This window comes from Nocardia sp. NPDC052316 (assembly GCF_044547795.1).
Taxonomy (GTDB): Bacteria; Actinomycetota; Actinomycetes; order Mycobacteriales; family Mycobacteriaceae; genus Nocardia.
The window spans coordinates 211,545-238,406 of sequence record NZ_JBIUBB010000007.1 but is presented as its reverse complement, the minus strand read 5'-3'; the positions used below and the strand labels follow the sequence as shown (position 1 = coordinate 238,406).

Sequence of the window (26,862 nt, the reverse complement as noted above, 5' to 3'; positions counted from 1 at the left end):
CTGGGTGCTGACGGAGAAGCGCAACGATAGCCATCAGTACGACTGCAGGGACTTCGGTGCGGACGGGTGGACCGCGGTGTGGCTCGCGAGGTGAATGCGGACGCGGCTGTGAGCTGAGCGGCCAGTAAAGATGACCTCGATCTCCCGCCCGGGATTCCGCGGCGGGCGATCGAGGTCATCTCATCGTGCAGTACGTGCGCTAGCCGGGACAAAGCGCCGGAGCGTTTGCGAATGGTTTGCGGACCATTCGGGGTATCAGTTGTGGGCGCAGAGCCATTCGGTGCCGTAGTGGGCAGCGTTGCCGCCCTCGAGGTGCACCCAATGACCGTCACCTTCGCACGGCGCGCCTTCGGTCGGCGCGGGTCCGGGCGGCGGGGTGGCGATGACGCCGGGCAGGCCACGGAACACGCCGTCGGGCAGCGGGATCGAGATACCCGGGACCGGCTGCCACACGTCGGCGCTGGCAGTAGCGGACATCAACAGTGGCGCCGCAAGGGCGGTGCTCACCGCTGCGGTCAGTATCGCTACACGCTGCTTCATGCGATCCTCCTGTGGAGACTCCTCGAAACTGGTCACGGACAACTCGCCTATCGGTAACTCAACAGTAACTGTTAGGGTTTATTGACCAGGATCACATCCGCGCGTCGGCCGACCACGGATGGCCGGCCCAGGTTTCGGCCGTAATCGGGTCTCCACGGTGTGCGCCCGTCGGGCAGGACGGCTCATGCGGCGGCGTCTTTGTCTCCCGGGCCGGTCGCATCACCCCGGTTCGAATGGGCCGTGGACGAGCTGGTGGAGCAGTTGATGCCGAGGGGTCGGCACTGCCCAGTTTAATTGTGTTACGCGCCTTGTGCTTTCAACAGACGGAGCGCCACCTGGATTTCCAGGAGTTGCTCGGGTTCGCGCCAGTCGTCGCCGAGCAGTTGCGCGAGGCGGGTCAATCGCTGGGTCACGGTGTTGACGTGTAGATGCAGCAGTTGCGCGGCTTTGGTGCTGTTCTGGCCGGTGGCGCAGAAGACGTCGAGCGTCTGCAGCAGTCCGGCCCCGCGCTCTCGGTCGTAATCCAATACCGGGCCGAGAACGGAGCGGACATATCCGGAGATGTTGGGCTCACCACTGAACAACGTGCCTACGAATCCGAGATCGGCGGCGACGCCTACCGCGCCGACGCGATCCAGCGCTATCAATGCCCGCGTACAGCGCGCCGCTTCCTCGAAGCTCGCAGCGATGCTGGCCGGACCCTCGGCTGTCGCGGCGCCTGCCGTGACCGGTGCCCGGGTGATGCGGGTCAACTCGCGCGCCGCGTCGCAGGCGATGGTTCTGGCGTCGGTGCCGGGCAGCAGCAGGATCACCGAACGGTGCCGGACCGTAGCCAAACAGCGCAGGCGCCGAGCCAGCGCGGCGATCGCGGCGAAAACCGGTTCCCTCGGCTCGGTTTCGAGCTCGGCGACCACCACGACATGGCAGCTGTCCAGGTCGACCTCGAGCAGGGCGGCCCGGCGGCGAAGCAGATCGTGGTCGTGGGTTTGGGCGGAGAGCAGATCCGCGAGCAGTTCACCGCGGACCCGTGCCTCGGCTTCGGCCATGCGGCGACGGGTGACGAGAACCAGCGCGGCCACCAAGGCGGCACGTTCGAGGATGCGCCGGTCGGTGTCGTCGACGGCGACCGAGCCGAACAGGACCAAGGTGCCGAGGGATTCGGACTCGGTGATCAGCGGGACCGCGCACAACCGGTCCTCGACGACGCTGTGCCCCTTGGCATGTGCGCGCCGGGCCAGCGCCTCGACCCGGCCGGTCGAGGCCGGCGGATCGGTCTCGGGGGAGAGCAGCACCACCTCCCCGCTCACCGCTGCCGCGGTCGCCTCGATGACCGCGGCCACGTCGACGCCCTCGATGACGAGCTTGGTCAGTCTTTCGTGCACCTCTGCGGTGCGCTCCAGTTCGGCGAGGTGGATTTGGATCGTGGCATTGGCGACCCGAAGGTCCGCCACCGCGGCCTGGGTGGCGGTGAGCAGACGCGAGTTCTCGATCGCCACCGCGGCGTGCGCGGCCAGCATCACCAGGGCACCGATATCGCGGCTGCTGAACGGTCGCTGGCTGCGGTGCGCGGCGAGCAGCACGCCGATGATGTCCTGTTTGAGTTTGACCGGAACCCCCAGCAGCGACTCGATCCGCTCGGCCTCTACTGTCGCGTCGATCTCCGGGGTGCGCTCGAGGGTGTCGTCGTGGAAATACGAAGAGACGCTGTACGGTTCGCCGGTTCGCGCGACCTTGCCGCCGACGCCGGCGCCGCGTGGCAGCCGCAACTCGTTCAGCAGACCGGAGATGTTTCCGGAGGCGGCCTTGATGAAACAGTCGCCGCGGGTGCGGTCGCTGAGGCTGATGTAAGCCAGGTCGCAACCCAATAGCCGTCGCGCCCGGTCGGCGATCGCCTGCAGGATCGAGTCGGGATCGCGCATGGCGGCCAGATCGTTGGCCGTATCGTTGAGCAACTGCAGCTCGGCCTCGTTGCGCCGATGGTTGAGCAGCTTTTCCCGCAGCCGCATCGCGACGGTGCGTTCGTGCTCGAGTTCGATCATCCGCTCGACCGGCGCACCGGCCTGCCTGGCCCGTTCCAACGCCGCGTCGTATGCGCTGATATCGGCGTCTTCGAGCAGCAGATCGAGCATCGAACTGCCCTGGATGACCGTCATTGCTCCTCCGAGGGTTACTGCACGGACTGGGTCCGGAGGGTCTTGATCGAACCCTAGATGTCACCGGGTGGACGGGAGTGCCGATTCACCGGACTTCCCACCGGGGGTCGGTGGCGGCCAAGTGCACGATCCTCCGCATAAGTGGCGACAGCCGTACGCTATCGCCGCCCATAGCGGCCCTCAATGTGCAGTGAGCACACAGAAAATCGCACGGATATGTTGTGGGTGCGGCCGATCGCGAATTTCGCGAGGCAACCGGGGCGATACGGCCCGGCACGAGGTGAACTGCACATCGGCGATGCCGGGATTGTGTCGCCGGTGCCTATCGTCAGCCATGTCGAGCATTCCTATGGTCTAAACCACCTCGGGTGTTCCGCATCACAAACCCGTCGAATCCCGGGGCGACGAGCACACATCTTCCGCGTGCCGTGTTTCGGCGGGGCAGGAGGCAACGATGCTTTTCCATTCACGCAAGCAACGTTCGGCAGATTCCGCAACCAATCCCGCTGGCTGGGTGCGTCGAGGATTGGCGGCATTGTCGATCGCGGCGTTGATCGGTGCGGGTGGGGCCGTGGTGGCCACGGTGCCAACGGGTCATGCCGCGGCGCCCAACCATGATCCGGTCATCATGATTCCGGGGATGACCGGAGACGTCGGGAACATGGATCCGATGAAGCAGAATCTGCAGTCCAACGGTTGGTCGGCGGACCGGCTGTTCACCTGGACCGACAGCAGCAAGATGACCCAGGATCTCGCGGTCGCGGCCAAAGAATTGGGCGCGAAGGTGAACCAGGTCCGGCAGCAGACCGGCGCGAACAAAGTGGTGCTGGCGACCTGGTCCGCATCCACCCTCGCCGCGCGCTATTACATCAAGAATCTCGGCGGCGGTGACACCGTCTCGCAGTACATTTCGTTCGCCGGGCCGCATCACGGCACGACGTTCAATCACTGCAAGCAGTACGTCTCCTGCCAGCAGTTCGCCGCACCGAATACGCCGTTCTTGACCGCCCTCAACGCCGGTACCGAGGTTCCGCACAATGACAAGGTCGCCTATCTGACGCTGCGTTCATCGGGTGATTGGAATGTGGCGCCGACCGATTCGGCGAAACTCGAGGGCGCCGACAATCGGCTGCTGACCACCCAGACCCATTTCAACATCATCACCGATGCGCAGGCCTTGAAGATCATGCGCGACTTCATCATCGCGCACGAGGATGACAACCCGCCGACCCCCACCACGCCGCCGACGTCGACGACCACCCCGCCGACCTCGACCACCACCCCGCCGGTCCAGCCCTGCTTCGCGGACTCGAACTACCGGCACGTGCAGGCCGGGCGGGCGCACGACAACGGCGGCGGCCGCGCGTTGGCCAACGGGTCCAACCAAGACATGGGGCTCAATGTCGTCTCCGGCACGACGAAGTTGCGCAAGACCGGCGACAACTACTACGTGATCGACCCCGCCTGTTCCTGAACCGGCCGATTCCTGAGACAGCCGTGGGCGATGGCTTCGGTGCCCGAACGCACCGGAAGCCATCGCCGCTCGGCGGCAACGCATCACTAGGAGTGCAATGAATACCGCGGACAAGTCCACCCAGGAAGTGCTGTGGAGCCCGCCGTCGGATGCCCGGGCACGCACCAGGATGGGGGACTTCATGCAATGGGTTGCCCGCGATCGCGAGACCGACTTCGCCGACTACGCCGAATTGTGGCGCTGGTCGGTCGAGGACCTGGCCGGATTCTGGTCCGCGATCTGGCATTACTTCGACGTGCCCGCCTACTCCCAGCCCACCGAGATCCTCGCCGACGCGGACCGGATGCCCGATACCCGATGGTTTCCCGGCGCCACGCTGAACTACGCGCAGGCGATGCTGCGCATGCCCGGCCTGGCCGACGGCGATACCGCGGTGATCGCGCACTCCCAGACTCGACGAGCCGTGCACTACACCGCCGGGGAGCTGCGCGAACAAGTGGCCCGCGCCAGGCAGGGCTTGTTCCGGCTCGGCGTGCGGCGCGGTGATCGGGTCGCGGCCTACCTGCCGAACATCCCGGAGACGCTGGTGCTGCTGCTGGCCGCGGCGAGCCTCGGGGCGACCTTCGCCTCCTGCCCACCGGAATTCGGTGCCAGGTCGGTGCTCGACCGCCTCGGTCAGATCGATCCGAAAGTCCTCGTGGTCGTCGACGGCTATCGATATGGCCGGAAATTGATCGACCGCACCGCGGAGATCCGCGAAATCAGCGCCGCGCTGCCGGGGCTCGGCCAGCTCGTCGTGCTGCCGTACCTGGATCCGGCGGCGGCACCGGAGCCAGGGGCGATCAGCTGGCACGAGCTCGTCGCGCACACCGGCGAACTGACCTTCGAGCCGGTCCCGTTCGAGCATCCGCTGTATGTGCTCTATAGCTCGGGCACCACCGGGCTACCCAAGCCGATTGTGCACGGGCACGGTGGAATCCTGTTGGAGCACATGAAATCGCTTGCGCTGCATCATGATCTGGGACCGGGCGACCGTTTCTTCTGGTTCACCACGACCGGGTGGATGATGTGGAACTATCTCGTGTCCGGACTCGCCGTCGGCAGCGCAGTAGTCATGTACGACGGCGATCCCGCCTACCCGGATCCGACTCGGCTGTGGCAGCTCGCGTCGCTGAGCCACACCACCTATCTCGGCACCAGCGCGCCATTTCTGCTGGCGTGCCGCAAGGCCGGCGTCTCACCGCGCGCCGCCGCTGATCTGTCCGCGTTGCGCGGCCTCGGATCCACCGGTGCGCCGCTGCCTGCCGAGGGCTACCGCTGGGTGTACGAGCATGTCGCCCCGGACATCTATTTCGCGTCGATCTCCGGCGGGACGGATCTGTGCACCGCCTTCCTCGGCGGCGCGCCCGTGCTGCCGGTACGGGCGGGGGTGATGGAGTGCCGTGCGCTGGGCGCCGCCGTGCACTCGATCGATGAGGACGGCTGGCCGGTCCTGGGCCGTGAGGGTGAACTCGTGATCGGCAAACCGATGCCTTCGATGCCGATCGGGTTCTGGGGCGACCCGGACCGGGCGCGCTACCGTAGCGCGTACTTCGCGGCGCTCCCCGGTCTTTGGCGCCATGGCGATTGGATAACCATCGCCGAGGACGGCAGCTGCGTGATCGGCGGACGATCCGACGCCACCCTCAACCGAGGAGGCGTGCGGCTGGGCACCGCCGAGTTCTACAGCGCCGTCGAGTCGCTGCCCGAGATCCGGGACAGCCTCGTCATTCACCTGTCCGACAACGACACTGGAACCGACGAGCTGCTCTTGTTCGTCGTGCTGGACGCGGGCCGCGTCCTCGATGAACCCCTGCGGGAGCGGATCGCCGCACGGCTGCGCGGTGAGCTGTCGCCGCGGCATGTGCCCGACGAAATTCACTGCGTCCGAGAGGTTCCGCGCACGCTGTCGGGGAAGAAGCTCGAGGTGCCGGTGAAACGGATTCTGCGCGGCGAGCTTCCCGAAACTGTCTCCGCCCCAGGTGTGCTGGCCGACCCCGAGGCGTTGGCGCCGTTCGTCGAGTTGTACGCGCACCGGACCGGCGCGCCGCCGATCGTCGCGGCCATCGACAGTTGACACCTCCTACTGCCGCCCCTCATCGAATCCGTCAGGGGCCGAACCGCTGTGCGCGAAACGCACCCAGCAATGCCGAAGGTAGCTAAATGACAAGTAGCAAAATAGAGCTCGACAACGCTACGGCGAGTGAGCCTGCGCCGCAAGGACTCCGGCGGGTCGTTGCCGCGTCCATGGCAGGCACCGTGGTCGAATGGTATGAATTCTTCCTCTACGGCACCGCCGCGACCCTGGTGTTCAACAAGGTGTTCTTCGCCAAGGGCGTAAGCGACCTCGACGCCATCCTGGCCGCCTTCGTCACCTATGCCGTCGGCTTCGCCGCGCGTCCACTGGGCGGCCTGGTATTCGGCCACTTCGGCGACAAGTACGGCCGCAAGAAGCTACTGCAGCTGAGCCTGATTCTCGTCGGCGCCGCCACCTTCCTGATGGGCTGCCTGCCGACCTTCGCGCAAGTGGGCTATCTGGCGCCTGCCCTGCTGGTGACCCTGCGATTCCTGCAGGGCTTCGCGGTCGGGGGCGAGTGGGGTGGGGCGGTGCTGCTGGTCGCCGAGCACAGTCCAAGCCGCGGCCGGGCCTTCTGGTCGTCCTGGCCGCAAGCGGCCGTACCCGTCGGCAACCTGCTCGCCACCGTGGTACTGCTGGCATTGACCTCGACACTGTCGGCCGCGGATTTCCTGGGCTGGGGCTGGCGCGTGGCCTTCTGGCTGTCGGCGGTGGTGGTTTTGATCGGCTACTACGTGCGCACGAAAATCACCGACGCGCCCATTTTCCTTGCCGCGCAACAGATCGCCGAACAGGAGAAGGCTGCCTCGTTCAGCGCACTCGAGGTAGTGCGGCGGTATCCGCGCGGCGTGTGCACCGCCATGGGCCTGCGCCTCGGCGAGAACATCATGTACTACCTGGTAGTCACCTTCTCGATCACCTACTTGAAAGTGCACGTCGGCGCGGACACCAAGGTGATCCTGTGGTGGCTGCTGGCCGCACACGTCGCGCACTTCCTGGCGATTCCGTTCGCCGGGCGGCTCAGCGACCGCTACGGCCGCAGGCCGGTGTACCTGGTCGGCGCGGTCACCGCCGCGAGCTGGGGCTTCTTCGCCTTCCCGATGATGGATTCCGGACACAATGCGGCGATCGTGGGAGCGATCGTCATCGGCCTGGTATTCCACGCCTTCATGTACGCCGCGCAGCCCGCGATCATGGCGGAGATGTTTCCCACCCGGATGCGTTATTCCGGTGTGTCGCTGGGCTATCAAGTCACCTCGATCGTCGCCGGTTCCCTCGCACCGATCATCGCGGTGCGACTGCTCGACGTGTACGGCTCCTCGGTGCCGATCGCGATCTACCTGGCCGCAGCCGCCGGCGTCACGGTGCTCGCCGTGCTGTGTGCCCGCGAAACCAGAGGGATCGACCTGGCGGAGGTCGACCGCGCCGACGAACTCACCCGCAACAAGGAAAGGGAAATTCGATGAGGAAATGCACTGCCCGTTGCACCTCGGTGGCCGCCTGCCACGGACTCGCCCAGCAGACCACCTCGGCCGCATCGACCGAAAAATCCACTCCGTCACAGTGTTCGGCGAGAAGTCCCCGGCCGTCGAGATTGACGCGGTGCTCTCCGGGACCCTCGTATCTCGCTCACTCACGGCAGATTCCGGTAGAAACGCAGCCACGGTGCCCGTCACCGGGATGGCTACATGGTACCGGCCAGTCCCTCCGCGATCCCCAGGGGCCCGGCGGCAGTACGAATTCCCCGAGCCAGACGGGGTCGCCGCTGGACGAGGCGGGGGTTGCTGAAGGCCGGATTGCTCGTGCTTGTTAGGTCGACTTTATGTTCGTTAAGCCGCTGGAATGCGTTGTGTCACAAGTAGTCCCGGCAGCGGGACTACTGGTCCGCTCGGCTTATACCGTTGAGAAATTGGAACGGTGACGATGCGAGCAGATCGGGATAATGGGCGAAGAGCGGGATGGTACCTCTGACAAGAAGGACGGCATCAAACCGTCGCAGGTCACCGCGGCGGCACTGGCGGCGGTGACCGCGGCTTTTCTGGGATCGACACTGGGAGTGGCCGGCACCGTGGCGGGTGCCGGGATCGCGAGCGTGGTGTCCACGGTCGGCGGCGAGCTGTATCTGCGCTCGATGCGCAAGACGAAAGAGGCGGCGCAGCGCACCAGGGAAGCGGCGCTGGCGCTGACGGATTCCAGTACCAGGCAGCAGGCCGGGCCGGTTCAGCAACCACGGCAGGCGTCCGGACAACGCAGGGACACTCACCATCCGCCCACGCAGGCGTGGACAAGCCGGAGGCACGACGTGCGGCCAGGATTTCCTGCCGGGTATCAACCGCCCGCGAACAACAGGGTGCCGCGACCCGGTGCTGGGCGGTCCTTTGGCGAGGAACCCACCGTGGCCATTCCCCAGCTGAATCTCCGGTCTCCCGCCGTCGGCGCTGAATCCGGCGAAGAGCAACAACGCCGCCGGTATCGCCTGCACTGGCCACTGATCGCCGGCACCAGCGTGGTCGGATTCCTCATCGCGATCCTGATGATCACCGGCTTCGAGGGCGTCACCGGCAAGTCGATCTCGGGTGACGAGGTCACCACCGTCGGTCACCTGTGGGGTGGCGGCGGTGGCCAGCCCGACAACCCGTCGACCGGAGACGACGAGACAGTGCCGCCCAGTGAGAGCCGGGTACCGACAACCACGACCCCGCAGAACGGCACCGACGGCGGGACGCAGCCGACGACTAACGGTTCGACACCGTCGACGAGCACGCCGACGTCGTCGACACCTTCGGCGAATGTGCCGAAATCATCGACACCTTCGGCAAGTGCGCCGGAATCATCGAACCATTCGCGGACCCCGAATTCCCCGTCGAGCAACAACGCCCCGAGCGGTAGGAACCAACGCCCCGACTCGAAGGGGGGCGACGAGGCACCCGAACCGAACGGCCGCTAGGCGTGCGTCGCGCAGCAGTACTGGGTTGGGTGACGTCTCGTGATCTTCGCGGCGTGCACCGCGGTGCAGATCGGAGAAGGAGTATGGATCGCTAGGTTCCCTACTCGCGGGCGAAGGTCAGCATGGCCGCTCCGAGCAATGTGGTGGCTACCACGAGCATCCACATGCCTGCCAATGGCGTGCCAATACGGAACGTTTCCACCAAAATGGCGATGCCACCGCCGGACGAGAGGCATACAAGATAGCCGATGACCGAACCGTAAGCCCGGACGTTCACATTACTCGAGGAGATGGCGACCAGCGCGACCCCCGCCGCGATAATGCCCAGCAAACTGCAGTCGACGAGGAGGACAGCCAGGCTCGGGGCCGCGTCCCAAGCTGCGAAAGGGTAGACCCCGAGCGTTCGGATCACTCCCCAGCCGTCTCTGGTGAATTCGGCCAGCGGTTGTGTCAACGCCGCCACCCATAGGGCGAATGCCAGCCCGACACAACTCCGCCGAAAAAACCAGATGCGGGCTTCCGTTTCCTCGGACGACGTCTCATCGTCGCTGCCCCTACCGGGATCAAACCCCATGGACGCCCCCGCTCAACCTACTTGCACGATCATTGTTTCCGGGAAGAGCCATTACCGATGTCCTTTGCGGGGAAGTGTCTGGTCGCGGTGCGGCAGGCAGTCGCGTGCGTCAGGTGTCTGCGGGGTCGGCGATCGGGAGGGTCAGCACGACCTGACGTCCGTGCTGCGGCGAGGCGCGGATGATCAGGGTGCCGCCGTAGAGTTCGGCCCATTCGCGGAGGTTGGTCAAGTCGGGGGTATCCGGGTGGGTGGGGGACGGTTCGTTGTCGGTGATGCGGACGACTACTCGGGTCGGGTGGTAGTCGACGGTGACGGCGGCGCCCGAGTGGGCGGTGGACAGGGATGTTTGGACGATGCGGTAGAGGCATAAATCGACGCCCGGGGTGAGACGGCGGGTGACGCCGGTGACGGTGAGGGTGATCGGGGTGCCGGAGGCGGTGAGGTTGTCCACGAGCCAGCTGAGCCGGTCGACGCCGAGGGCGACGCCGACCAACTCGGCGGCGTCCGGCCGGGTGGGGTCGAGAAGAAGGGTGAGTAGTCGCCGGAGGTCTTCGAGGGCTTGGCCGCTGGCGTCACCGATGGATCGGACTGCGGCATAGGCGGTTTCGGGATCGGTATAGAAGGAGTATCGGGCCAGACCGGCTCGACGCGCGATCGATGACAGGTGGTGTGTCACTATGCCGTGCAGTTCACGTGCCAGTCGGACCCGTTCCTCGATTATCGTGCGGCCAGTGCCATGGGTGCTGCTGTGATCGAGTAGCGTGGTCGGCTTTTCCTTGTGGCGGGCCAGGATTCGCGCGCGGTTGCCCAGAATCCATGCGGTCGAGCTGAACTGCGGGGTCAACATGGTGACGATCCAGAACGTGACCGCTCCGGTGACGAACGCGGCGGATACCGCGGTGGCCACCTGCAGTGCGGCCGCGGGAATGGAGGTGGTCGGCGGGTAGCGGGCGGCCACGGTGTACAGCGCCAGCAGGGAGCCCATGACGTTCAAGGCCTCCCAGTATCCCGTCGCCGCGAAGGCGGCCATCCCCGCGCAGCACACCAGCAGGGTCACCAGGGGTGCCCGGCGTCGAAAAGCGGTGGGCAGGTTGGAGACAACGATGAGACCGGCACCGAGCAGGTCGAGTTGTTTGAGGCCGCCCGCGTTGTTCCCGCTGGCGGCGAGCAGCACCACCGCGGTGACCACGATCGGGCCTGCGGCGTCGACGATCTGCGGGAACGCCGTACTCCACCATCGCTGCCCCGCTGCTACGGTCCGCACGAGGTCACCATATTCCGGAGCACGTCGAGCAGTCATCAACCGGTGGGGCACATCTGACTATGCCCATGGTTGACCCCCCGCGCCGCGCTACTCAGTCGGTGCACCGAAGAGACAACCTCAGTTGATTTCCCGAGTCCACGGGCGCGGGTAATTTGGCAGAAGTCCGACGGCGGGCCGCACAGGAAGGCAGCGACGAGCTGAACCCCGGTCGACGGCAACGACTTACGACTTGACCCGCGGGAGCGGCAGGTCGGCTGGATGAGCGGTGTGGATAGACGTGACGAGGATTTCGCAGAGCCCGCACGAGGTGGTTCAGATCGCGCTGCGCGACCTTGCCGCGCCGGACTCACCGCGGTTCGGCGGTATCGACGCCGCGCATGCGCGGGTGCTCGCCGAATCGGCGGCCCCGTTGCCGCCGATCCTGGTGAACCGGTGCTCGATGCGCATCATCGACGGTGCGCATCGGGTAGTGGCCGCCCGGCTGCGCGGGCAGGAGACGATCGCGGCCGTCTACTTCGAGGGCGACGAGTGCGACGCCTTCGTGCTCGCTGTGCAACTCAATGTGGCACAGGGACTGCCGCTGACCGTGGCCGAGCGTAAGGCCGCGGCGCTGCGCATTCTGTGCGCACACCCGAATTGGTCGGATCGGGCCGTCGCCGCGATAGTCGGTCTCTCGGACAAGACCGTTGGCGCGGTCCGGCGGCGGTCGACCGCGGAGATTCCGCAGTCCGCCGACCGAGTCGCGCGCAACGGTGTGGTCCATCGCCTGGATACTGCTCGCGGCCGTTTGCGCGCCGTCGAACTACTCAGCGTCGACCCGGGTGCGACGGTCCGCGCGGTCGCGCGCGCCGCGGGCATCTCCGAGACCACGGTGAAGGACGCGCGGCAACGGCTGCGGCGGGGTGTGGACCCGCTACCGGATCGACTGCGCTCCGCGTCAGCAGACGGGTTCCGCGCGGCCGAGCCGGCCGTTGCGCGGCGACGCGTCGACGTGTCGGCAGTGCTGCAGCGTTTGCGCCGCGACCCGTCGGTCGCGCGCACCGAGTCCGGCAGGCACCTGTTGCGCTGGCTCGACATGCCGGGCTTCGATCCGGCGAATCAACAGGCGGCGGTGCGCAACCTGCCGGACTATCACGTCGGCGCGGTCGTCGAGCTCGCCAGGCAGCGTGCTCAGGCCTTGCTCGAATTCGCACGAGTCCTGGAGGCGCGCGGCGCGCCGGACGGGGCGAATTCGCCCGCCGAATAGTCACTGCGACAGCAACTATCGAATTCAGCCGAGGTGTCAGCACACCTCGGCGTTTTCGTGTGCGTGTGCAGGCCGATGATCGATTCCGCGTCCTTCCGCGATATAGCCGGTGCTGCTGCGGAATTCGTCCGTTCCGGCCGTAACCTTGACCCCTCGGCTGCGCGGTGTCACGCTGTTCGAGCGCCACAGCTATGACTTCCACCGGATCGATCCTGTTCCAGCGGAACAGGTTTCGGAAGTCCTTCAGGTCGCAAACGTGCGCACGGTCATCGATCCATTGATGGCATTGCCATTCCGCGAGCTCACCGATCGCGCCCGGTGATCTTTTTGTTTCGGGAGGAACTGTGCAGAGACGAGTTGTTATCACCGGTATCGGTGTACTCGCGCCCGGCGGAACGGGGGTCAAAGAGTTCTGGAAACAACTGACCGACGGCCGGACCGCGACGCGCACCCTGTCCGCGTTCGATGGGTCCGGGTTTCGCTCGCGGGTAACCGCCGAGGTCGATTTCGATCCCGCCGCGCACGGTCTCGATGTGCAGGACATCCTGCGGATGGATCGCGCCGCCCAGTTCGCGGTGGTCGCGGCGCGTGAGGCCGTCACCGATAGCGGCCTCGACCCGCTCACCGGCGCGCATCCACACCGGGTCGGTGTGGTGGTGGGCAGCGCGGTCGGCGCGACGGTGAGCCTGGAGCGGGAGTACCGGGCGGCCAGCGCGGACGGGCGGGACTGGCTGGTCGACCACCGCTACACCACCCGGCAGCTCTATCACCACTTCGTGCCGAGTTCCTTTGCGGCAGAGGTGGCCTGGATAGTCGGCGCGGAGGGACCGTGCACGGTGGTCTCCACCGGCTGCACGGCGGGCATCGACGCGGTGGGGGCCGCGGCGGAGCTGATCCAGGAGGACACGGCCGACGTGGTCGTCGCCGGTGCCACCGAGGCCCCCATCTCGCCGATCACGGTCGCGTCGTTCGACGCGATCCGGGCGACGACGGCGCGCAACGACGACCCCGAGCATGCCGGACGACCCTTCGACGCGACTCGGGACGGCTTCGTGCTGGGGGAGGGTGCGGCGATGTTCGTGCTGGAGGAGCTGTCCGCGGCGCGCAGGCGCGGCGCACACATCTACGCCGAGATCGCGGGCTACGCCACGCGTAGCAACGCTTACACCATGACCGGGCTGCGGTCGGACGGCGTCGAGATGGCCGCGGCCATCGACGCCGCGCTTGCCCAGGGCGGCATTTCGCCGGACCGGATCGACTACGTCAACGCGCACGGCTCCGGCACCAAACGCAACGACATCCACGAAACCGCCGCGCTGAAACGAAGTCTCGGCACCGACGCGTACCGGGTGCCGATCAGTTCGATCAAGTCGATGATCGGACACTCGCTGGGCGCGGTCGGCGCCATCGAGATCGCCGCGTCGGCGCTGGCCATCGAGAACGACGTCATCCCGCCGACTGCGAACCTGCACACCCGCGATCCGCTGCTCGATCTGGACTATGTGCCGCTGACCGCCCGGGAACTGCGGGTGGACACGGTACTCACCGAGGGCAGTGGCTTCGGCGGTTTCCAGAGCGCGCTCGTGCTGGTCGGTCCGGCGCGAATCAACCACTGAGCCAAGTTAATTCGGAGAAGAGGCCCCGTGCAGACAACAATCCCGGTCACCGACATCGATCCGTACAGCGACGCCTCGATCCAGGACCCCTACCCGGACTATCGCCGATTGCGCGGGCTCGGCCCGGTGGTTCGGCTCGACGCCCACGGCGTGTTCGCCGTCGCCCGCTACCGCGAGGTGCGGCTCGCGCTGCGCAACCATCGGACGTTCTCCTCGGCCTCCGGTGTCGGGATCACCGAGGAGCTCAACCGGGCTCAACACGGCAGCAGCCTGACCAGCGACCCGCCCTATCACACGATGGTGCGGGGACTGGTGTCCCGGCACCTCACCCCGAAGGCGATCAACGACATCGAGGACCTGGTACAGCAGTGGGCCGATCAACTGGTGGACGAGCTGATCGACCGGGACGGCTTCGACGCTGTGGCGGACTTCGGTCAGGCGTTTCCGCTCGCGGTGGTACCCGAGTTGCTCGGTTGGCCCGTCGATGAGGGACGGGCCCGCCTGTTGGACTGGGCCGCAGCGGGTTTCAACGCACTGGGGCCGCTCAACGCACGCACCATGGCCGGGTTTCCTCTGCTGGCCGAGATGGGGGAGTTCCTCGGCCGCATGTCGATGCCCGGTAACCTCCGACCCGGCAGCTGGGGTGCCGAACTGGTGGCCGAGGCGAGCGCGGGAAAGGTCGACGAGCGCTTGCTGCCCGCGCTGCTCGGTGACTTCCTCGCGCCCTCGATGGACACCTCGGTCAGCGCTTTGGCCAGCACCCTGTGGTTGCTCGGCACGCATCCGGATCAGTGGGAGTCGCTGCGCGCAGATCCGGCGCTGATCCCCAACGCGTTCAACGAGATACTGCGCCTGGAATCACCGCTGCGTGGGTTTACCCGACTGCTGACCGAGGATGCCACGATCGGTGACACCCCGGTGCCCGGGGGCTCGCGCGTGCTGCTGCTCTACGGGTCGGCCAATCGCGACGAGCGGTATTGGGCCGAGCCCGACCGGTTCAGCGTCGACCGGCCGAACGCGGGCAACCAGCTGGCCTTCGGCCACGGCATCCATGTGTGCGTCGGTCAGGCGCTGGCGCGGTTGGAAGGGCATGCGCTGCTTCGCGCGCTCGTCGCGCGGGTGCGCACGATCGAGGTCGGTACACCGCAGTGGCGGCTGCACAACGTTATTCGGGGCCTGCAAACCCTTCCCGTGCGGCTGCGGGCATGAGCCGCGTCGCCTTCGTGTTCCCCGGCCAGGGCGCACAGCGGGTCGGGATGGGGCAGGAACTGCTCGATCTGGCGCCGGAACTACTCGCGCCGCTCTATCGAACCGCCGACGCGGAGCTGGGATTCGGCCTGACCGAGCTGTGCCTGCACGGCCCGGCAGCGGCGTTGAACGAGATGCCGATAACTCAGCCCGCGGTGCTGCTGACCAGTCTCGCGGCGTGGCATGTCCTGCGGCGGTACGGGATTCGCCCTGACATGGTGGCCGGTCACAGCATGGGCGAGTTCACCGCGCTGGTGTGCGCCGGCGCACTGGACTGGCTCGACGCCTTGCGGCTGGTTCGGCTGCGTGGGGCGTTGATGGCCGAGCTCAACCGGGAGGTACCGGGCCGGATGGCCGCGGTCCTCGGACTGTCGCTGGACAGCGTCGAAGCGCTGTGCGCGCGGGCGGCCGCGGAGACCGGCCGGGTGATCGAGATCGCCAATCACAACAGCCCGCGGCAGGTCGTGGTGTCCGGCGAGACGGCCGCGGTCGATCGGTTCATGGCACTGGTCGAGGACACGGCGGCCGAACGCGCTGTGGTGCTGGAGGTCGGCGGCTCGGCGCATTGCACCTTGATGCGTGAGATCGAGCCGAAATTCGCTGCCGCGCTGCGTGATATACCCATCCGGGATCCCGAGATCCCGGTGGTGTCCAGCGTCAGCGGTGCGCCGATGGGGACGGCGGCGGAGGTCGTGCTGTCGCTGCGGCGTCAGCTGATCGACCGGGTGCGGTGGGTGGACACCATGATGACGATGGCCGCGGCGGGCGTTTCCCGCTACGTCGAGGTGGGGCCGGGCAAGGTGCTCAGTGGGTTGGGGCGGCGCATTCGGCCCGACGCGGAGTTCTTCGGCACCGGCGATGCGAGCCGATTCGAGATCACCGTCGCCGAGCTCGCGCCCGGCGTCGCCGCCCGATCGCGGGGGACCGGATGACCATTCGCGAGATCGCGCTGCTGTTACCCGGCCAGGGCAGCCAGCACGTCGGCATGGCATGGGATCTATACGGCGGCGAGCCGGAATTCGCCGACGCCGCCGACGAGTTCTTGGCGCTGCTCGACGACGGCGCGCTGGTGCGGCGACGGTGGTTGTCGGGCAGTCCGGACCTCGACGACGGCCGGATCGCTCAGCCGCTGCTGTTCGCGGTGGGATACGCCTTCGGTGCCATGGTGCTGCGTTCGAACGTGCGGATCGCCGCGCTGCTCGGCCACAGCATCGGCGAATTGGCGGCCGCGACCCTGGCCGGGGTGTTCGACCTCGGGGCGGCCGCTCGCATAGTCGACGTTCGCTCGCGCGCCATGGACCGAGCACCCGCGGGCGGCATGTCCGCGGTCGCGGCGACGCCCGAGCAGGTGCGATCGCACCTGTCGCCGCGGTGGCGGCGTGCCGGGGTGTGCGTCGCCGCGGTGAACGCACCGCGCCGGACGGTGCTGGCCGGTCCGGAGGTCGCGCTGTCGTCCGCCGAAGCCGATTTGCGCGCAGTCGGTTTCCCGGTGCGCCGGATCGGCGCGCGGCAACCGTGGCACAGCCCAGGCATGGCCGCCGTTGCCGCGGAGCTCGAGGCCGCCGTGGCGGCGGAGGCGCGTGCGGTCCCGGCGATACCGCTGTGGTCGGGACGCACCGGTCGGCGGGTGCGCCCGGACGAGGCGGTACGGCCGGAATTCTGGGCCGGACAGGTCACCGCGCCGGTGCTGTTCTGGCACGCGCTATCCGATCTTCTGCTCAGCACCGACGCGGTGCTGAGCGACACCGGGCCCGGCGCGGGACTCGCGGTGCATGCTCGCGCCCACTCGTGGGTGCGCGCGGGGCACCGCCGGGTCGCCGGAGCGTCCGAAATGCTTGCCGCCGTGCGTGATACGCGGGCGGTACGAAATCGACAGGTGCACAGTAAGGAGTGACACGATGTCCGAACAACCCACCCCGGTAGGGGTCTGGACCGGAACCGCGACCCACGACGGCAAGGCCGATCCGTTCACCATCGTCTTCGGTGTGGACGGCACGGTCGTGCTCACCACCCCGATCAGCACCGGTACCGGAAAGTGGTCGGCCGATGGCGACCGTCGCTTCGGCTACCGCATTCGAGAGCACCTCGGCACCTCCGATCTTCCGTTCTCGCACGTCGATATCGAGGTCGCCGCCGAACTCGCCGAGACGACCTATTCGGGCACCGGCACCGCCGAAATCTACGGCAAAGACGGCACCTTGCGTCATGTCACGACCGACGCCGTAGTCGCGGCGCAACGGCAGGTGGACTGACCCCGAGCACGCGGTTGCCCGAAAGCAACGGCGGAGAGGTAATTCAGATGGCGATACCGTACGCACTGTTGTATCGGGTGGGTTTCACGCCGTGGACGCGGGCGCGACCCGTGCTCGCCGACCGCCTCGCCGCGCTGCTGCGCACCGAGGAGCTGACCCATCCGGAAGGTAGCCCGGCGCTGGACATCGGTTGTGGCACGGGCGAGTACGTCGTGCAGCTGGCCGAGCGCGGTTGGCGAGCGTGCGGCATCGACACCGCGGCGCCCGCACTGCGTACGGCTCGGCAACTGGCCGAAACCCGCCGCGTCACCGCCGAATTCCATCGAGCCGACGTCACCGACCTGCGTCGGACGCTGCCGTCGGCGGCCTGCCGGGACTACCGGCTACTGCTCGACATCGGTTGTTTCCACGGCCTCGGCGCCCGCCAACGGTGGCGCTACGGCGCCGAGATCACCGCGCTCACCAAGCCGGGAGCGACGCTGCTGTTGTTCGCCTTCGCGCCGGGGCGCCGCGGGCCGATGCCGCACGGTGCGAGCCGAGCCGACCTGGAGCGTTGTTTGCCGGACTGGCAGGTCGGCGAAACCCCCACCGCCGCACCGGCTTCAGTGCCTGGGCCGCACCCATCCGGCGCTCCGCCACGCTGGTACCGCCTGACCCGCATGCCCTGACGCGGCAACGCCGTTGGGACCATCTCGAAGAGGAAGTATTCACGTGTTCAGCAGTCTCATTGTCGCCAAGATGGATCCGGCGTCGGCGGCCAGGGTGGCCGCCATATTCGCCGATTTCGACAGCACCGATATGCCGGGTGCGATGGGCACCCGACGGCGTGAGCTGTTCACCTATCGAGGTCTGTACTTCCATCTGCAGGACTTCGAGTCCGACCACGGCGCCGACCGCATCGAGTCGGCCAAGCAGGACGCGCGCTTCGTGCGGATCAGTGCCGATCTGCGCCCGTATATCACCGCCTACGACCCGAATTGGCGATCGCCTGCCGACGCCATGGCCACCCGCTTCTATCACTGGGCGGCGTCGTGAGCACGGTGATCACCGGCGTCGGCGTGATCGCGCCCACCGGTCTCGACGTCGAGAGCTTCTGGGCCGCCTGTCGCGGCGGCGTCGCCGCGATCCGCAGACTCACCGCCTTCGACGCCGATCGCTACCCGGCCCGATGCGCCGGGGAGGTGCGCGATTTCGACGCCGAGCGAGCCGTGCCCGCGCGGCTGTTGCCACAAACCGATCGCATGACCCGTTTCGCCTTGGCCGCGGCCGAGGCCGCACTGGTGGATTCCGCGTTCGACCCGGCCGCCATCGACCGCGGCAGGGTCGGCGTCGTCACCGCCGCGACATCCGGCGGTTACGAGTTCGGGCAGCGAGAGTTGCAGAATCTCTGGAGCCAAGGCAGCGACCACGTGAGCGCGTTCCAGTCCTTCGCCTGGTTCTACGCGGTCAACACCGGACAGATAGCCATTCGGCACGACCTACGCGGGCCGACCGGCGTGGTGGTAGCCGACCACGCGGGCGGCCTCGACGCGCTCGCCCAGTCGCGCAGGCAATTGCGCCGCGGCGCGGAGCTGGCATTGTCGGGCGGCGCGGACAGTTCGCTGTGTCCGTGGGGGTGGGCCGCGCACGTGGCGAACGACCGGATGAGCCGGGTGGACGACCCCGATCTCGCCTATCGACCCTTCGACGCCGCGGCAAGCGGTTACGTACCGGGCGAAGGCGCCGCGATGCTGGTGCTCGAGGACGAAGCGGCCGCTCGGCGCCGGGCGGCCCCGCGCGTCTACGGCAGGCTCGCCGGGTACGCCGCCACCTTCGATCCACGACCGGGCAGCGATCGCCCACCGGGACTCGCCGCGGCGATGCGGTTGGCGCTGGCCGACGCCGAGCTCGCGCCCGCCGACATCGATGTGGTGTTCGCCGACGGTGCGGCATCGCCGGACGCGGACCGGCACGAGGCCGCCGCGATCTGCGACGTATTCGGTCCATACGGCGTTCCGGTCACCGTGCCGAAGACGATGACCGGTCGAATGGGCAGCGGCGGCGGCCCGGTCGACGTTGTGGCGGCACTGCTGTCGATCCGCGACGGCGTCGTCCCGCCGACGATGCGCTCGGCCGCCGCGCCCGCATACCGCATCGACCTGGTGACCGAGCCGCGGCAGCAGCCGGTGCGGGCGGCTTTGGTGCTGGCCCGCGGTTATGGCGGCTTCAACTCCGCGGTCGTCGTGGCCGCCGAGCAGACCGAATCGGCGAAGGGACAACTGTGACAACGAATCACGTCACTCGGCACGACATCGAGGTCGCGGCCCCGGCCGACCAGGTGTACGCGGCGCTCGCGCACGCCGCCGGCTGGCCGTGTCTGTTCCCGCCGACCGTGCACGTCGAGGTACTGAACAAGACGAAAACGACCGAGCGCCTGCGCATCTGGGCGACGGCGAACGACAGCGTCAAGAATTGGACCTCACGCCGCGAATTCCACGTCGCCGACCGCCGCATCGATTTCCGGCAGGAACGCTCGGCGGCGCCGGTCGCCGAGATGAGCGGCAACTGGTGGGTCGAGCCCCGCGCGGCGGGCGGGTGCCTGGTGCGGCTGGATCACCGCTTCCGCGCCGTCGACGACGACCCGGCCGCCGTGGACTGGATCGCTACCGCGGTCGAGCGCAACAGTGTGTCCGAATTGTCCGCGCTGGCGGCATATTTCGAGCTGGACGACGACGAGTCGCGGTTTACCATCGAAGATACGCTGCACATCGACGCCGAACGGGAATCGGTCTACGGATTCCTCGCGGCCGGGACCGAATGGTCGCGGCGGCTGCCCCATGTCGTCGCGTCGGACTGTCGCGAGCTCGGTGATGGCATCCAAATACTGCGCATGGACACCCGTTCCGGCGACGGTTCGACGCACCGCACCGAGTCCGTTCGGGTGTGCTTTCCCAGCGAGCGCATCGTCTACAAGCAGACGGTGCTGCCCGCACTGATGTCGCTGCACCTCGGCTGGTGGACGCTGTCCGACACCCCGTCGGGCGTGCTGGCCACGGCAGGCCACACCGTGCGGATCGCCGCCGCGAACGTCGCCGAGGTGCTCGGGCCCGCGGCGACCGTCGCCGACGCGCGCGCGTTCGTGACCAAGGCGCTGCGCGGCAACAGTGGTGCGACACTGCGCGCCGCGCGACAGTTCGCCGAGGGGAGCCGGGTATGACCGAGATACTGCGAACACTGAGCGAGCGGCGTGCCCTGCAACTGGTGATGGGTGCGGGCGCGGTGCTGCCGCTGTCGACCGGACTGTACGGAATGCTCAAGGGGCCGCAGGGAATTCCCGGTGGCGGCGGGGTGCCTGCCTCGATCGACAACCAGTTCGCCTTCGTCAACGCGTTCTGGTTCGCCAGCGGCATCGGCGCGGTCGCCGCCGTCCCGCGCATCGAGGAGAAGTCCGAGCTGATGACCATCCTGCTCGGCACGGCCTTCGTCGGCGGCCTGGCCCGCACCGTCCGGGTCGGCCGCCGCGGACATCCACACCCGGTGTTCGTCGGGGCGTGGGTCGCCGAACTGGCCGGGATGCCGCTGCTGTGGCTGTGGCACCGGCGGGTCGCGAACCGATACCGCCGAGGATGAGGAGAATTCATGCTGCTGGAACTGCGAGATGTCGAACGCGTCTACCGGGTGGGCGGGGAAGACGTGCGGGCGTTGGACGGCATCGATCTGGCGCTGGAGGCGGGCGAGTTCGTCGCCGTGACCGGGCCGTCCGGGGCGGGTAAGAGCACCCTGCTGCACATCCTCGGCGCCCTGGACACGCCGAACTCCGGGTCGGTGCGGTTCGACGGGGACGAGATCGGCAGCCTCGGCGACCGGGCACAGTCGCAATTCCGTTTGCACCGAGTCGGTTTCGTCTTCCAATTCTTCAATCTGCTGCCGACGCTCACCGCCTGGGAGAACGTCGCGGTGCCGCGACTGCTCGGCGGGCAGAGCCTGGCCTCGGCCCGGCCCGCGGCGACCCGCTTGCTCGAGTCGGTCGGCCTCGGCGACCGCGCCGAACACCGCCCTGCCGAACTTTCCGGAGGTCAGATGCAGCGGGTCGCCGTTGCCAGGGCGCTGATGATGGACCCTCCGGTGGTGCTGGCCGACGAGCCGACCGGAAACCTGGATTCCAAGACAGGACGCGAAATCCTCGACCTGCTCGGGGCTTTGGCAAAGGACTCCGAGAAGCCTCGACTGGTGGTCATCGTCACGCACGATCGCGCCGCCGCGGCGCGGGCCGATCGGCGGGTGACGTTGGTGGACGGCAAGGTTCGCGCGGATACGCGCTCGGCCGACGCGATGATCGCGGAGGCGGCGCGATGAGCCTCGGCGGCGTGCTGAGCAGGCTGCGCGTACTGAATCTGCGTCAGATCGTGGTGTTCCGTGGGCGAGTGGCCGCCGTGGTCGCGGTGCTGGCCGCGTCGTCGGCCCTGCTGGTCGCGGTACTGGGGACCTACGGTTCGCTGGCCGGGTCGGTCAGCAGGCTCACCGAGAGCCTCGCCGGCGCGGCCGACCTGCAGGTGTCCGGTCTCTCCGACACCGGGTTCGCCGAGGATCTCGTCGCCACCGTGGGTGCGGTGCCCGGGGTGGCCACCGCCGTACCGATGGTGCAGGTGCAGTTGCCCGCCGGTGCGCAGCGCGTCATGGTGCTCGGCGCCGACGCGCGGATCTCGGCACTGCACTCCCGCCTGCAGGCCGCGGTCGGTGACCAGGTGCAACTCGGGTCGGCACTGCTGCGCACCCCGGATGGGGTGGTGGTGGGCGATCGGATGGGCCTGGCCGAGGGCGATCCCTATCGGATCGGCGCCAGGACCGTGCGGGTGGCCGCGGTGGTCGGTGGGGCGGCCGCCGAACAGATCAACGGCGGGTATTTCGTCATCGCCCCGCTGCCACTGGCACAGCGCATCGCCGACCGGCCGGGCCGCGTCGACCTGGTCTACGTGGTGCGGCATCCGGACGCCGACGCGCAGGCGGTGACGCGGGCGGTCGAAGACGCGGTCGCCGGGCGCGCGGTGGTGTCGGGGCTGGGATTGCGCTCCGCGCAGACCGGCGATGCGATCGCGCTGACCCGCAGTATCACGCTGCTTGTCGCGGCGGTCTCGCTGGTGGTCGCCGCGTTCCTGGTGTTCAACGTCGCCAGCATGACCGTTGCCGAGCGCCGACGATCCATCGCGGTGCTGCGCGCGCTCGGCGCGGGCCGGGCGATGATGGTGCGTGACCTGCTGAGCGAGTCCGCGTTGCTCGGCTTGGTCGCCGGGTTGCTCGGGGCGCCGGTCGGAATCCTGCTCGGTCGCTTCGTGATCGGGCGGCTGCCGCCGTTCCTGGTCCAGGCGGTCTCGGCCCGCATCGAGTTCATCCTGCCGTGGTATGCGGTGCCGGTTGCCGTGCTGGCCTGCGTGGCCGCTGCGGTGGCGGCCTCGGCAGTGGCGGTCCGGCAGGTGTTCACGGTCACTCCGGTCGAGGCGCTGCAGAGCGCGGAAACCGTTGCCGCGGAGCAGATCCGGGTTCGGTTCGCGACGGTGGCCGCGATCGGCGGCGGACTCGCGATGGTGGCGGCGTTCGTCCTGGCGAGGATCGTGCACAGCCCGGTGGTGTTCGCTGCCGCGGGATTGTTCGTGGTCGGGGTCCTGGGGGTCAGCGTCGCGGTCATGAATCCGATCGCGGAACTGTCGGCGCAGGTCGCCGACCGGCTCGGCGCCGCCGGCCCGGTGGCCGGGGCGGCCATGCGCCGGGCGCCGCGCCGTACCTGGGCGATGATGCTCACCGTCGCCACCGCGGTGGCGCTGGGGGTGGCGAGCTCCGGTGCGACGGCGAACATGATCACCTCGGCCGAGGCCAGTTTCGCGGGGCTGCGGGACGTCGATGTGGTCGTGTCCACCAGTCCCAGTGATGTGCTGCCTGCGGGCGCTACCCTGCCCGAGGGCGTCGCCGACGCGGTGTCGCGCGTTCCCGGTGTCGCCGCGGTGGTGCCCGAGCAGTGGGCTTTCGTGTCGGTGCGCGGTGTCCGCGTCTCGGTCGAGGGCCTGGCCGACGGGGCCACCGGCGTCACCGCGCATCTGATGTCGGACCAGTTGCGCGACAGCGTGATTCGAGGCGACGGGATCGTGGTCTCGCGCCAGCTCGCCGAACGATTCGGCTACGCGGTCGGCGACAGCGTGCCGATCGCGACGCCCGAAGGACCAAGGCAGACAACGTTGCTGGGCGTGGTGAGCGTGCTGTCTCCGGTGGGCGGCACGATCGCGATGAGCCTGCGGCAATTGCAGGACTGGTTCGCCCGGCCGGGCGCCACCCAGCTGGCGGTGCGCGCGGGCCCAGGTCACGATCCAGCCGAACTGGCGACGAAAGTGCGAGCGGCAGTGCCGGATTCGGTCTACGTATTCACCGGCGAGGCGGGCTACGGCGGTGCGGTAGGCAATATCGCGCAGGTCGGGGCGATGACGGTGGCGCTGCAGTGGGTGATCGCGCTGCTCGCCGCGGTCGCACTGACCAACACGCTGATGCTCGCGGTGCTGGCGCGCCGACGCGAGATCGGCATCCTGCGCGCGCTCGGATCGTCGCGGCGGCTGATGTCGCGGGCGGTGATCGCCGAAGCGTGCGGGGTCGGTCTGGTCGGCGGCGCCATCGGTTTGCTTTGCGGCACCGCCCTGCATTACCTGGCCACCGTGCTGATGTCGACGACGACGGCGGTGGATATCACCTTCCGCGTCGGGGCGCTCGCCCTGGTGTACGGCGGCGTCGCCATCGTGCTGTGCACGCTCGGCGCGCTGCCGCCCGCGACGCGCGCGGCCCGCATGAACGTCGTCGAGGCGATCGCGGCCGACTGAGCCGACGTACTCGGAACCGATTCGACAGGTGGGAATACATGCTGTCTCTGGAGTTCTGCCGTGCCTGCGGGCCCGGCGTCTTCGCCGCGGGCTGCGCGAGCTGCGAAAACGACGCGCGCGCGAGGCTTTCCGCGCTACCCGCGCTGTATGCCGAGTGCCTGGAGTCCATGGCGGGTACCGCCCGGCGGCTCGCTGTCATGGAGCGGGTATCCGGGAGCCACCGGATCGGCACGGCGCTGAACCCTGAACTCGTGGTGGCCCGTTCGGCTATTCACGACGTGCTCGCGTCCTGGGTGGCGCTCGTCGTCGACGAGCGGCCGGTCGCCGCACCCGCGCGGACCGAAGTTGCCGAGGCGGCGCAGTTCCTGACCGTGCACTGGCCCTGGCTACGCAGGCACCCCGGCATCGCCGACTTCATGGAGGAGATGGACGGACTGGTCCGTGCCGCGCTGTCGGCACTCGACCGAGACCGCGCCACACCGCGACGGCTGTGCGCCGAGCCCGGTTGCACCGCCCCCGTGACGATCTCGATCGCGGCCCAGGCGGGGACGACGCCCGCGATCGCGTGTTGCGCCAGGGGTCACCGCCTGCCGTTGGCGCGGCTGGCGGAGGCGCACAACGACGAATCCGGCCGGAAGGCCGGACGCCGGGTTCCGACCCGGGTCGCCGCGCTCGCCGCGGGCGTCACCGAAGCCACCATCCGGCAGTGGGCCAGTCGCGGCAAGTTGATCCGCTACGGCTCGCCGGGCCGGGCCGAGTACGACATCGACGAGCTACTGGACATGGTTGGCGGACAACCGGAACGAGCGAGCGACCCGGGAGGTCGACGATGAGAACAGCGGATCCGACGGTGCTGGTGATCGGCGCCGGGCCGACCGGGCTGATGCTGGCGGGCGAACTGCGGCTGGCCGGAACCGAGGTTCTGGTCGTGGAGTCCCTGATCGAGCCGACCGGGGAGTCCCGCGGGCTCGGCTTCAACGCGCGCACCATGGAGGTGTTCGACCAGCGCGACCTGCTGTCGCGCTTCGGTGTGCTCGCGACCAACCGGTACGGCCATTTCGGCGGCGTGCCTTTGGATTTCGGCCTGCTCGACGGCCCGCACTTCGGTACCCATGGGGCGCAGGGGATTCCGCAGGCGCAGACCGAGGCGGTGCTGGAATCCTGGGCCCGCGACCTCGGCGCGCGAATATGGCGCGGCGCGACGCTGATCGCGCTGCGCCAGGATTCGGACGAGGTCGTCGCCACGATCGCGGGCCAGGACGCGACGGTGGAGGTGGTCGCGGATTACCTGGTCGGCTGCGACGGCGGCCGCAGCACCGTGCGCAGGCTCGCGGAGTACGAATTCCCCGGCACCGCGGCCACGCTGGAGATGATGCTGGCCGACTTGCGCGGCTGCGAGATCGCGGGCCGCCCGTTCGGTGAGCACGTGCCGGGCGGAATGGTGATGTCCGGGCACCTCGGGGGCGGTGTCTACCGGATCATCCTGCACGAACGCGGCGCACGCCCCAGGGCGAGTGGCGACGCACCGAGCTTCGACGAGGTCGCCGCCGCCTGGCAACGCCTGACCGGACAGGACATCAGCGCGGCACAGCCGCTGTGGACCAGCGCGTTCGGCAATGCCACCCGCCAGGTGACGCAGTATCGGCGCGGTCGAATCCTGCTGGCGGGCGACGCGGCCCACATCCACCTGCCCGCCGGTGGTCAAGGGCTGAACGTCGGTATCCAGGACGCGGTCAACCTCGGCTGGAAGCTGGGTCTGGTAGCCGGCGGCCACGCCTCCGATGACTTGCTGGACACCTATCACCACGAACGGCATCCGGTCGGCGCCAAGGTATTACAGAACACCCGCGCACAGGGATTCCTCATGCTCGGCGGACCGACCGCCGAACCCGTGCGTGAACTCCTGCGTGAGCTCGCCGGATTCGACGAGGTGGCCCGCCATCTGGCCGGCGCGGTCGCGGGCGTGGACGCGCGCTACGACATGGGCCGCGGCGAGCATCCGCTGCTCGGCCGCCGACTGCCCCAGCAGGATCTGCGGATCGGCGGCGAGTCGACCAGCACCACGGTGCTGCTGCGTTCCGCGCGGGGCGTCCTCATAGATCTCGGCAGTGGGCGCGCCTGCGCCGAGGCCGCGGGGTGGACCGACCGAGTGGACCTGGTGGCCGCTCGGCCGGACCCGTCCGGCGTGCACGAAGAACTGACGGGGCTCGAGGCGGTGTTGCTGCGTCCTGATGGGCATGTCGCGTGGTTGCGCCATCGCGACGGCGACACCGGTCCGCTGACCGAGGCCTTGTCCACCTGGTTCGGCGCCGATGCCGAACTGCTGACCCACGAAAGGAACATCAGATGAGTACCTCTGAGATCACGGTCGATGATCTGATGCGGTTGCTGCGCGAGGTGTCGGGGGATGCACCGCCGCCGGACGGCGACCTCCTCGACGTCGACTTCGAGGACATGGGTTACGACTCGGTCGCGGTGATGGAGGCCAATGCCCGGTTGGCCAGGGAGTTCGGGCGCTCGATCGATCTGCAGGTCGCCGACGAGGCCCGCACACCGCGCCAACTGCTCGAACTGTTCAACGGCGCGCCACGATGAG

General features: G+C 68.3%; 25 protein-coding genes. 21 read left to right on the top strand and 4 right to left on the bottom strand.

Annotated elements, in window-relative coordinates; genetic code table 11:
* Nucleotides 1-255: 255 nt before the first annotated feature.
* Both ACIHA7_RS32700 and ACIHA7_RS32695 read right to left on the bottom strand, forming a co-directional pair.
* The gene (locus ACIHA7_RS32700; protein ID WP_397294931.1) at nucleotides 256-540 is read right to left on the bottom strand and encodes a hypothetical protein; all 285 of its coding nucleotides are present in this window, start codon (nucleotides 538-540) and stop codon (nucleotides 256-258) included.
* 299 nt (nucleotides 541-839) lie between these two features.
* A complete protein-coding gene (locus ACIHA7_RS32695; RefSeq protein WP_397294929.1) occupies nucleotides 840-2,693 on the bottom strand; it encodes a helix-turn-helix domain-containing protein in 1,854 nt (617 codons plus the stop codon).
* A 454-nt stretch (nucleotides 2,694-3,147) separates the two neighbouring features.
* Here ACIHA7_RS32695 and ACIHA7_RS32690 point away from each other — a divergent pair, with 454 nt between their 5' ends.
* The 4 genes from ACIHA7_RS32690 to ACIHA7_RS32675 all read left to right on the top strand — a co-directional run bounded on the left by ACIHA7_RS32690 (nucleotide 3,148) and on the right by ACIHA7_RS32675 (nucleotide 9,230).
* The gene (locus tag ACIHA7_RS32690) at nucleotides 3,148-4,167 is read left to right on the top strand and encodes an esterase/lipase family protein (RefSeq protein WP_397294927.1); all 1,020 of its coding nucleotides are present in this window, start codon (nucleotides 3,148-3,150) and stop codon (nucleotides 4,165-4,167) included.
* 97 nt (nucleotides 4,168-4,264) lie between these two features.
* Entirely contained in the window at nucleotides 4,265-6,283 is a 2,019-nt protein-coding gene (locus ACIHA7_RS32685) for an acetoacetate--CoA ligase (protein ID WP_397294925.1), read from the top strand.
* Nucleotides 6,284-6,369: 86 nt separating this feature from the next.
* Nucleotides 6,370-7,749, top strand: a complete 1,380-nt coding sequence (locus tag ACIHA7_RS32680) for an MFS transporter (protein ID WP_397294923.1) — start codon at nucleotides 6,370-6,372, stop codon at nucleotides 7,747-7,749.
* 476 nt (nucleotides 7,750-8,225) lie between these two features.
* The gene (locus ACIHA7_RS32675; protein WP_397294921.1) at nucleotides 8,226-9,230 is read left to right on the top strand and encodes a hypothetical protein; all 1,005 of its coding nucleotides are present in this window, start codon (nucleotides 8,226-8,228) and stop codon (nucleotides 9,228-9,230) included.
* A 100-nt stretch (nucleotides 9,231-9,330) separates the two neighbouring features.
* Here the strand turns inward: ACIHA7_RS32675 and ACIHA7_RS32670 are convergent, their stop codons facing one another.
* Complete coding sequence (locus ACIHA7_RS32670) at nucleotides 9,331-9,804, bottom strand: hypothetical protein (RefSeq protein WP_397294919.1); 474 nt, start codon at nucleotides 9,802-9,804, stop codon at nucleotides 9,331-9,333.
* 109 nt (nucleotides 9,805-9,913) lie between these two features.
* Complete coding sequence (locus ACIHA7_RS32665; RefSeq protein WP_397294917.1) at nucleotides 9,914-11,068, bottom strand: sensor histidine kinase; 1,155 nt, start codon at nucleotides 11,066-11,068, stop codon at nucleotides 9,914-9,916.
* Between the two features lie 277 nt (nucleotides 11,069-11,345).
* On the opposite strand from ACIHA7_RS32665, the gene ACIHA7_RS32660 reads away from it, so the two are divergent.
* From ACIHA7_RS32660 to ACIHA7_RS32580, 17 genes are all read left to right on the top strand, one after another.
* Entirely contained in the window at nucleotides 11,346-12,314 is a 969-nt protein-coding gene (locus tag ACIHA7_RS32660; RefSeq protein WP_397294915.1) for a helix-turn-helix domain-containing protein, read from the top strand.
* 109 nt (nucleotides 12,315-12,423) lie between these two features.
* Nucleotides 12,424-12,636 (top strand): hypothetical protein, encoded by a 213-nt coding sequence (locus ACIHA7_RS32655; protein WP_397294914.1) that lies wholly within the window; start codon nucleotides 12,424-12,426, stop codon nucleotides 12,634-12,636.
* A 22-nt stretch (nucleotides 12,637-12,658) separates the two neighbouring features.
* The gene (locus ACIHA7_RS32650) at nucleotides 12,659-13,930 is read left to right on the top strand and encodes a beta-ketoacyl-[acyl-carrier-protein] synthase family protein (protein WP_397294913.1); all 1,272 of its coding nucleotides are present in this window, start codon (nucleotides 12,659-12,661) and stop codon (nucleotides 13,928-13,930) included.
* 27 nt (nucleotides 13,931-13,957) lie between these two features.
* Complete coding sequence (locus ACIHA7_RS32645) at nucleotides 13,958-15,139, top strand: cytochrome P450 (protein ID WP_397294910.1); 1,182 nt, start codon at nucleotides 13,958-13,960, stop codon at nucleotides 15,137-15,139.
* Complete coding sequence (gene fabD / locus ACIHA7_RS32640) at nucleotides 15,136-16,110, top strand: ACP S-malonyltransferase (protein ID WP_397294909.1); 975 nt, start codon at nucleotides 15,136-15,138, stop codon at nucleotides 16,108-16,110. The genes ACIHA7_RS32645 and fabD overlap by 4 nt, the downstream gene beginning before the upstream one ends.
* On the top strand, nucleotides 16,107-17,072 hold the full coding sequence (locus tag ACIHA7_RS32635; protein WP_397294907.1) for an acyltransferase domain-containing protein: 966 nt from the start codon (nucleotides 16,107-16,109) through the stop codon (nucleotides 17,070-17,072). The genes fabD and ACIHA7_RS32635 overlap by 4 nt, the downstream gene beginning before the upstream one ends.
* Before the next feature lie 4 nt (nucleotides 17,073-17,076).
* Complete coding sequence (locus ACIHA7_RS32630; RefSeq protein ID WP_397294905.1) at nucleotides 17,077-17,430, top strand: hypothetical protein; 354 nt, start codon at nucleotides 17,077-17,079, stop codon at nucleotides 17,428-17,430.
* Nucleotides 17,431-17,477: 47 nt separating this feature from the next.
* On the top strand, nucleotides 17,478-18,098 hold the full coding sequence (locus ACIHA7_RS32625) for an SAM-dependent methyltransferase (RefSeq protein WP_397294904.1): 621 nt from the start codon (nucleotides 17,478-17,480) through the stop codon (nucleotides 18,096-18,098).
* Between the two features lie 43 nt (nucleotides 18,099-18,141).
* Complete coding sequence (locus ACIHA7_RS32620; RefSeq protein ID WP_397294902.1) at nucleotides 18,142-18,465, top strand: TcmI family type II polyketide cyclase; 324 nt, start codon at nucleotides 18,142-18,144, stop codon at nucleotides 18,463-18,465.
* Nucleotides 18,462-19,694 carry a ketosynthase chain-length factor gene (locus ACIHA7_RS32615; RefSeq protein ID WP_397294900.1) on the top strand — a complete coding sequence of 411 codons (1,233 nt, stop codon included), beginning with the start codon at nucleotides 18,462-18,464 and terminating at the stop codon, nucleotides 19,692-19,694. Before ACIHA7_RS32620 ends, ACIHA7_RS32615 begins: the two co-directional genes overlap by 4 nt.
* The gene (locus tag ACIHA7_RS32610) at nucleotides 19,691-20,626 is read left to right on the top strand and encodes an aromatase/cyclase (RefSeq protein ID WP_397294899.1); all 936 of its coding nucleotides are present in this window, start codon (nucleotides 19,691-19,693) and stop codon (nucleotides 20,624-20,626) included. Before ACIHA7_RS32615 ends, ACIHA7_RS32610 begins: the two co-directional genes overlap by 4 nt.
* Entirely contained in the window at nucleotides 20,623-21,039 is a 417-nt protein-coding gene (locus ACIHA7_RS32605) for a DUF4345 domain-containing protein (protein ID WP_397294897.1), read from the top strand. Before ACIHA7_RS32610 ends, ACIHA7_RS32605 begins: the two co-directional genes overlap by 4 nt.
* A 9-nt stretch (nucleotides 21,040-21,048) precedes the next feature.
* Complete coding sequence (locus ACIHA7_RS32600) at nucleotides 21,049-21,765, top strand: ABC transporter ATP-binding protein (protein ID WP_397294895.1); 717 nt, start codon at nucleotides 21,049-21,051, stop codon at nucleotides 21,763-21,765.
* Nucleotides 21,762-24,266, top strand: coding sequence for an FtsX-like permease family protein (locus tag ACIHA7_RS32595; protein WP_397294893.1), 2,505 nt, complete (start codon nucleotides 21,762-21,764; stop codon nucleotides 24,264-24,266). Before ACIHA7_RS32600 ends, ACIHA7_RS32595 begins: the two co-directional genes overlap by 4 nt.
* A 38-nt stretch (nucleotides 24,267-24,304) precedes the next feature.
* The gene (locus ACIHA7_RS32590; RefSeq protein ID WP_397294891.1) at nucleotides 24,305-25,099 is read left to right on the top strand and encodes a hypothetical protein; all 795 of its coding nucleotides are present in this window, start codon (nucleotides 24,305-24,307) and stop codon (nucleotides 25,097-25,099) included.
* Nucleotides 25,096-26,616: an FAD-dependent monooxygenase gene (locus ACIHA7_RS32585; RefSeq protein WP_397294890.1), complete on the top strand. Its 1,521-nt coding sequence runs from the start codon at nucleotides 25,096-25,098 to the stop codon at nucleotides 26,614-26,616. The genes ACIHA7_RS32590 and ACIHA7_RS32585 overlap by 4 nt, the downstream gene beginning before the upstream one ends.
* On the top strand, nucleotides 26,613-26,861 hold the full coding sequence (locus tag ACIHA7_RS32580) for an acyl carrier protein (RefSeq protein WP_397294888.1): 249 nt from the start codon (nucleotides 26,613-26,615) through the stop codon (nucleotides 26,859-26,861). The genes ACIHA7_RS32585 and ACIHA7_RS32580 overlap by 4 nt, the downstream gene beginning before the upstream one ends.
* Nucleotide 26,862 lies beyond the last annotated feature (1 nt).

Coding starts and splice junctions, on each gene's coding strand:
- fabD (WP_397294909.1), top strand. CDS start 15,136: ATGAGCCGCGTCGCCTTCGTGTTCCCCGGCCAGGGCGCACAGCGGGTC.
- ACIHA7_RS32580 (WP_397294888.1), top strand. CDS start 26,613: ATGAGTACCTCTGAGATCACGGTCGATGATCTGATGCGGTTGCTGCGC.
- ACIHA7_RS32670 (WP_397294919.1), bottom strand. CDS start 9,804: ATGGGGTTTGATCCCGGTAGGGGCAGCGACGATGAGACGTCGTCCGAG.
- ACIHA7_RS32585 (WP_397294890.1), top strand. CDS start 25,096: ATGAGAACAGCGGATCCGACGGTGCTGGTGATCGGCGCCGGGCCGACC.
- ACIHA7_RS32595 (WP_397294893.1), top strand. CDS start 21,762: ATGAGCCTCGGCGGCGTGCTGAGCAGGCTGCGCGTACTGAATCTGCGT.
- ACIHA7_RS32590 (WP_397294891.1), top strand. CDS start 24,305: ATGCTGTCTCTGGAGTTCTGCCGTGCCTGCGGGCCCGGCGTCTTCGCC.
- ACIHA7_RS32625 (WP_397294904.1), top strand. CDS start 17,478: ATGGCGATACCGTACGCACTGTTGTATCGGGTGGGTTTCACGCCGTGG.
- ACIHA7_RS32690 (WP_397294927.1), top strand. CDS start 3,148: ATGCTTTTCCATTCACGCAAGCAACGTTCGGCAGATTCCGCAACCAAT.
- ACIHA7_RS32675 (WP_397294921.1), top strand. CDS start 8,226: ATGGGCGAAGAGCGGGATGGTACCTCTGACAAGAAGGACGGCATCAAA.
- ACIHA7_RS32605 (WP_397294897.1), top strand. CDS start 20,623: ATGACCGAGATACTGCGAACACTGAGCGAGCGGCGTGCCCTGCAACTG.
- ACIHA7_RS32635 (WP_397294907.1), top strand. CDS start 16,107: ATGACCATTCGCGAGATCGCGCTGCTGTTACCCGGCCAGGGCAGCCAG.
- ACIHA7_RS32680 (WP_397294923.1), top strand. CDS start 6,370: ATGACAAGTAGCAAAATAGAGCTCGACAACGCTACGGCGAGTGAGCCT.
- ACIHA7_RS32700 (WP_397294931.1), bottom strand. CDS start 540: ATGAAGCAGCGTGTAGCGATACTGACCGCAGCGGTGAGCACCGCCCTT.
- ACIHA7_RS32685 (WP_397294925.1), top strand. CDS start 4,265: ATGAATACCGCGGACAAGTCCACCCAGGAAGTGCTGTGGAGCCCGCCG.
- ACIHA7_RS32695 (WP_397294929.1), bottom strand. CDS start 2,693: ATGACGGTCATCCAGGGCAGTTCGATGCTCGATCTGCTGCTCGAAGAC.
- ACIHA7_RS32630 (WP_397294905.1), top strand. CDS start 17,077: ATGTCCGAACAACCCACCCCGGTAGGGGTCTGGACCGGAACCGCGACC.
- ACIHA7_RS32600 (WP_397294895.1), top strand. CDS start 21,049: ATGCTGCTGGAACTGCGAGATGTCGAACGCGTCTACCGGGTGGGCGGG.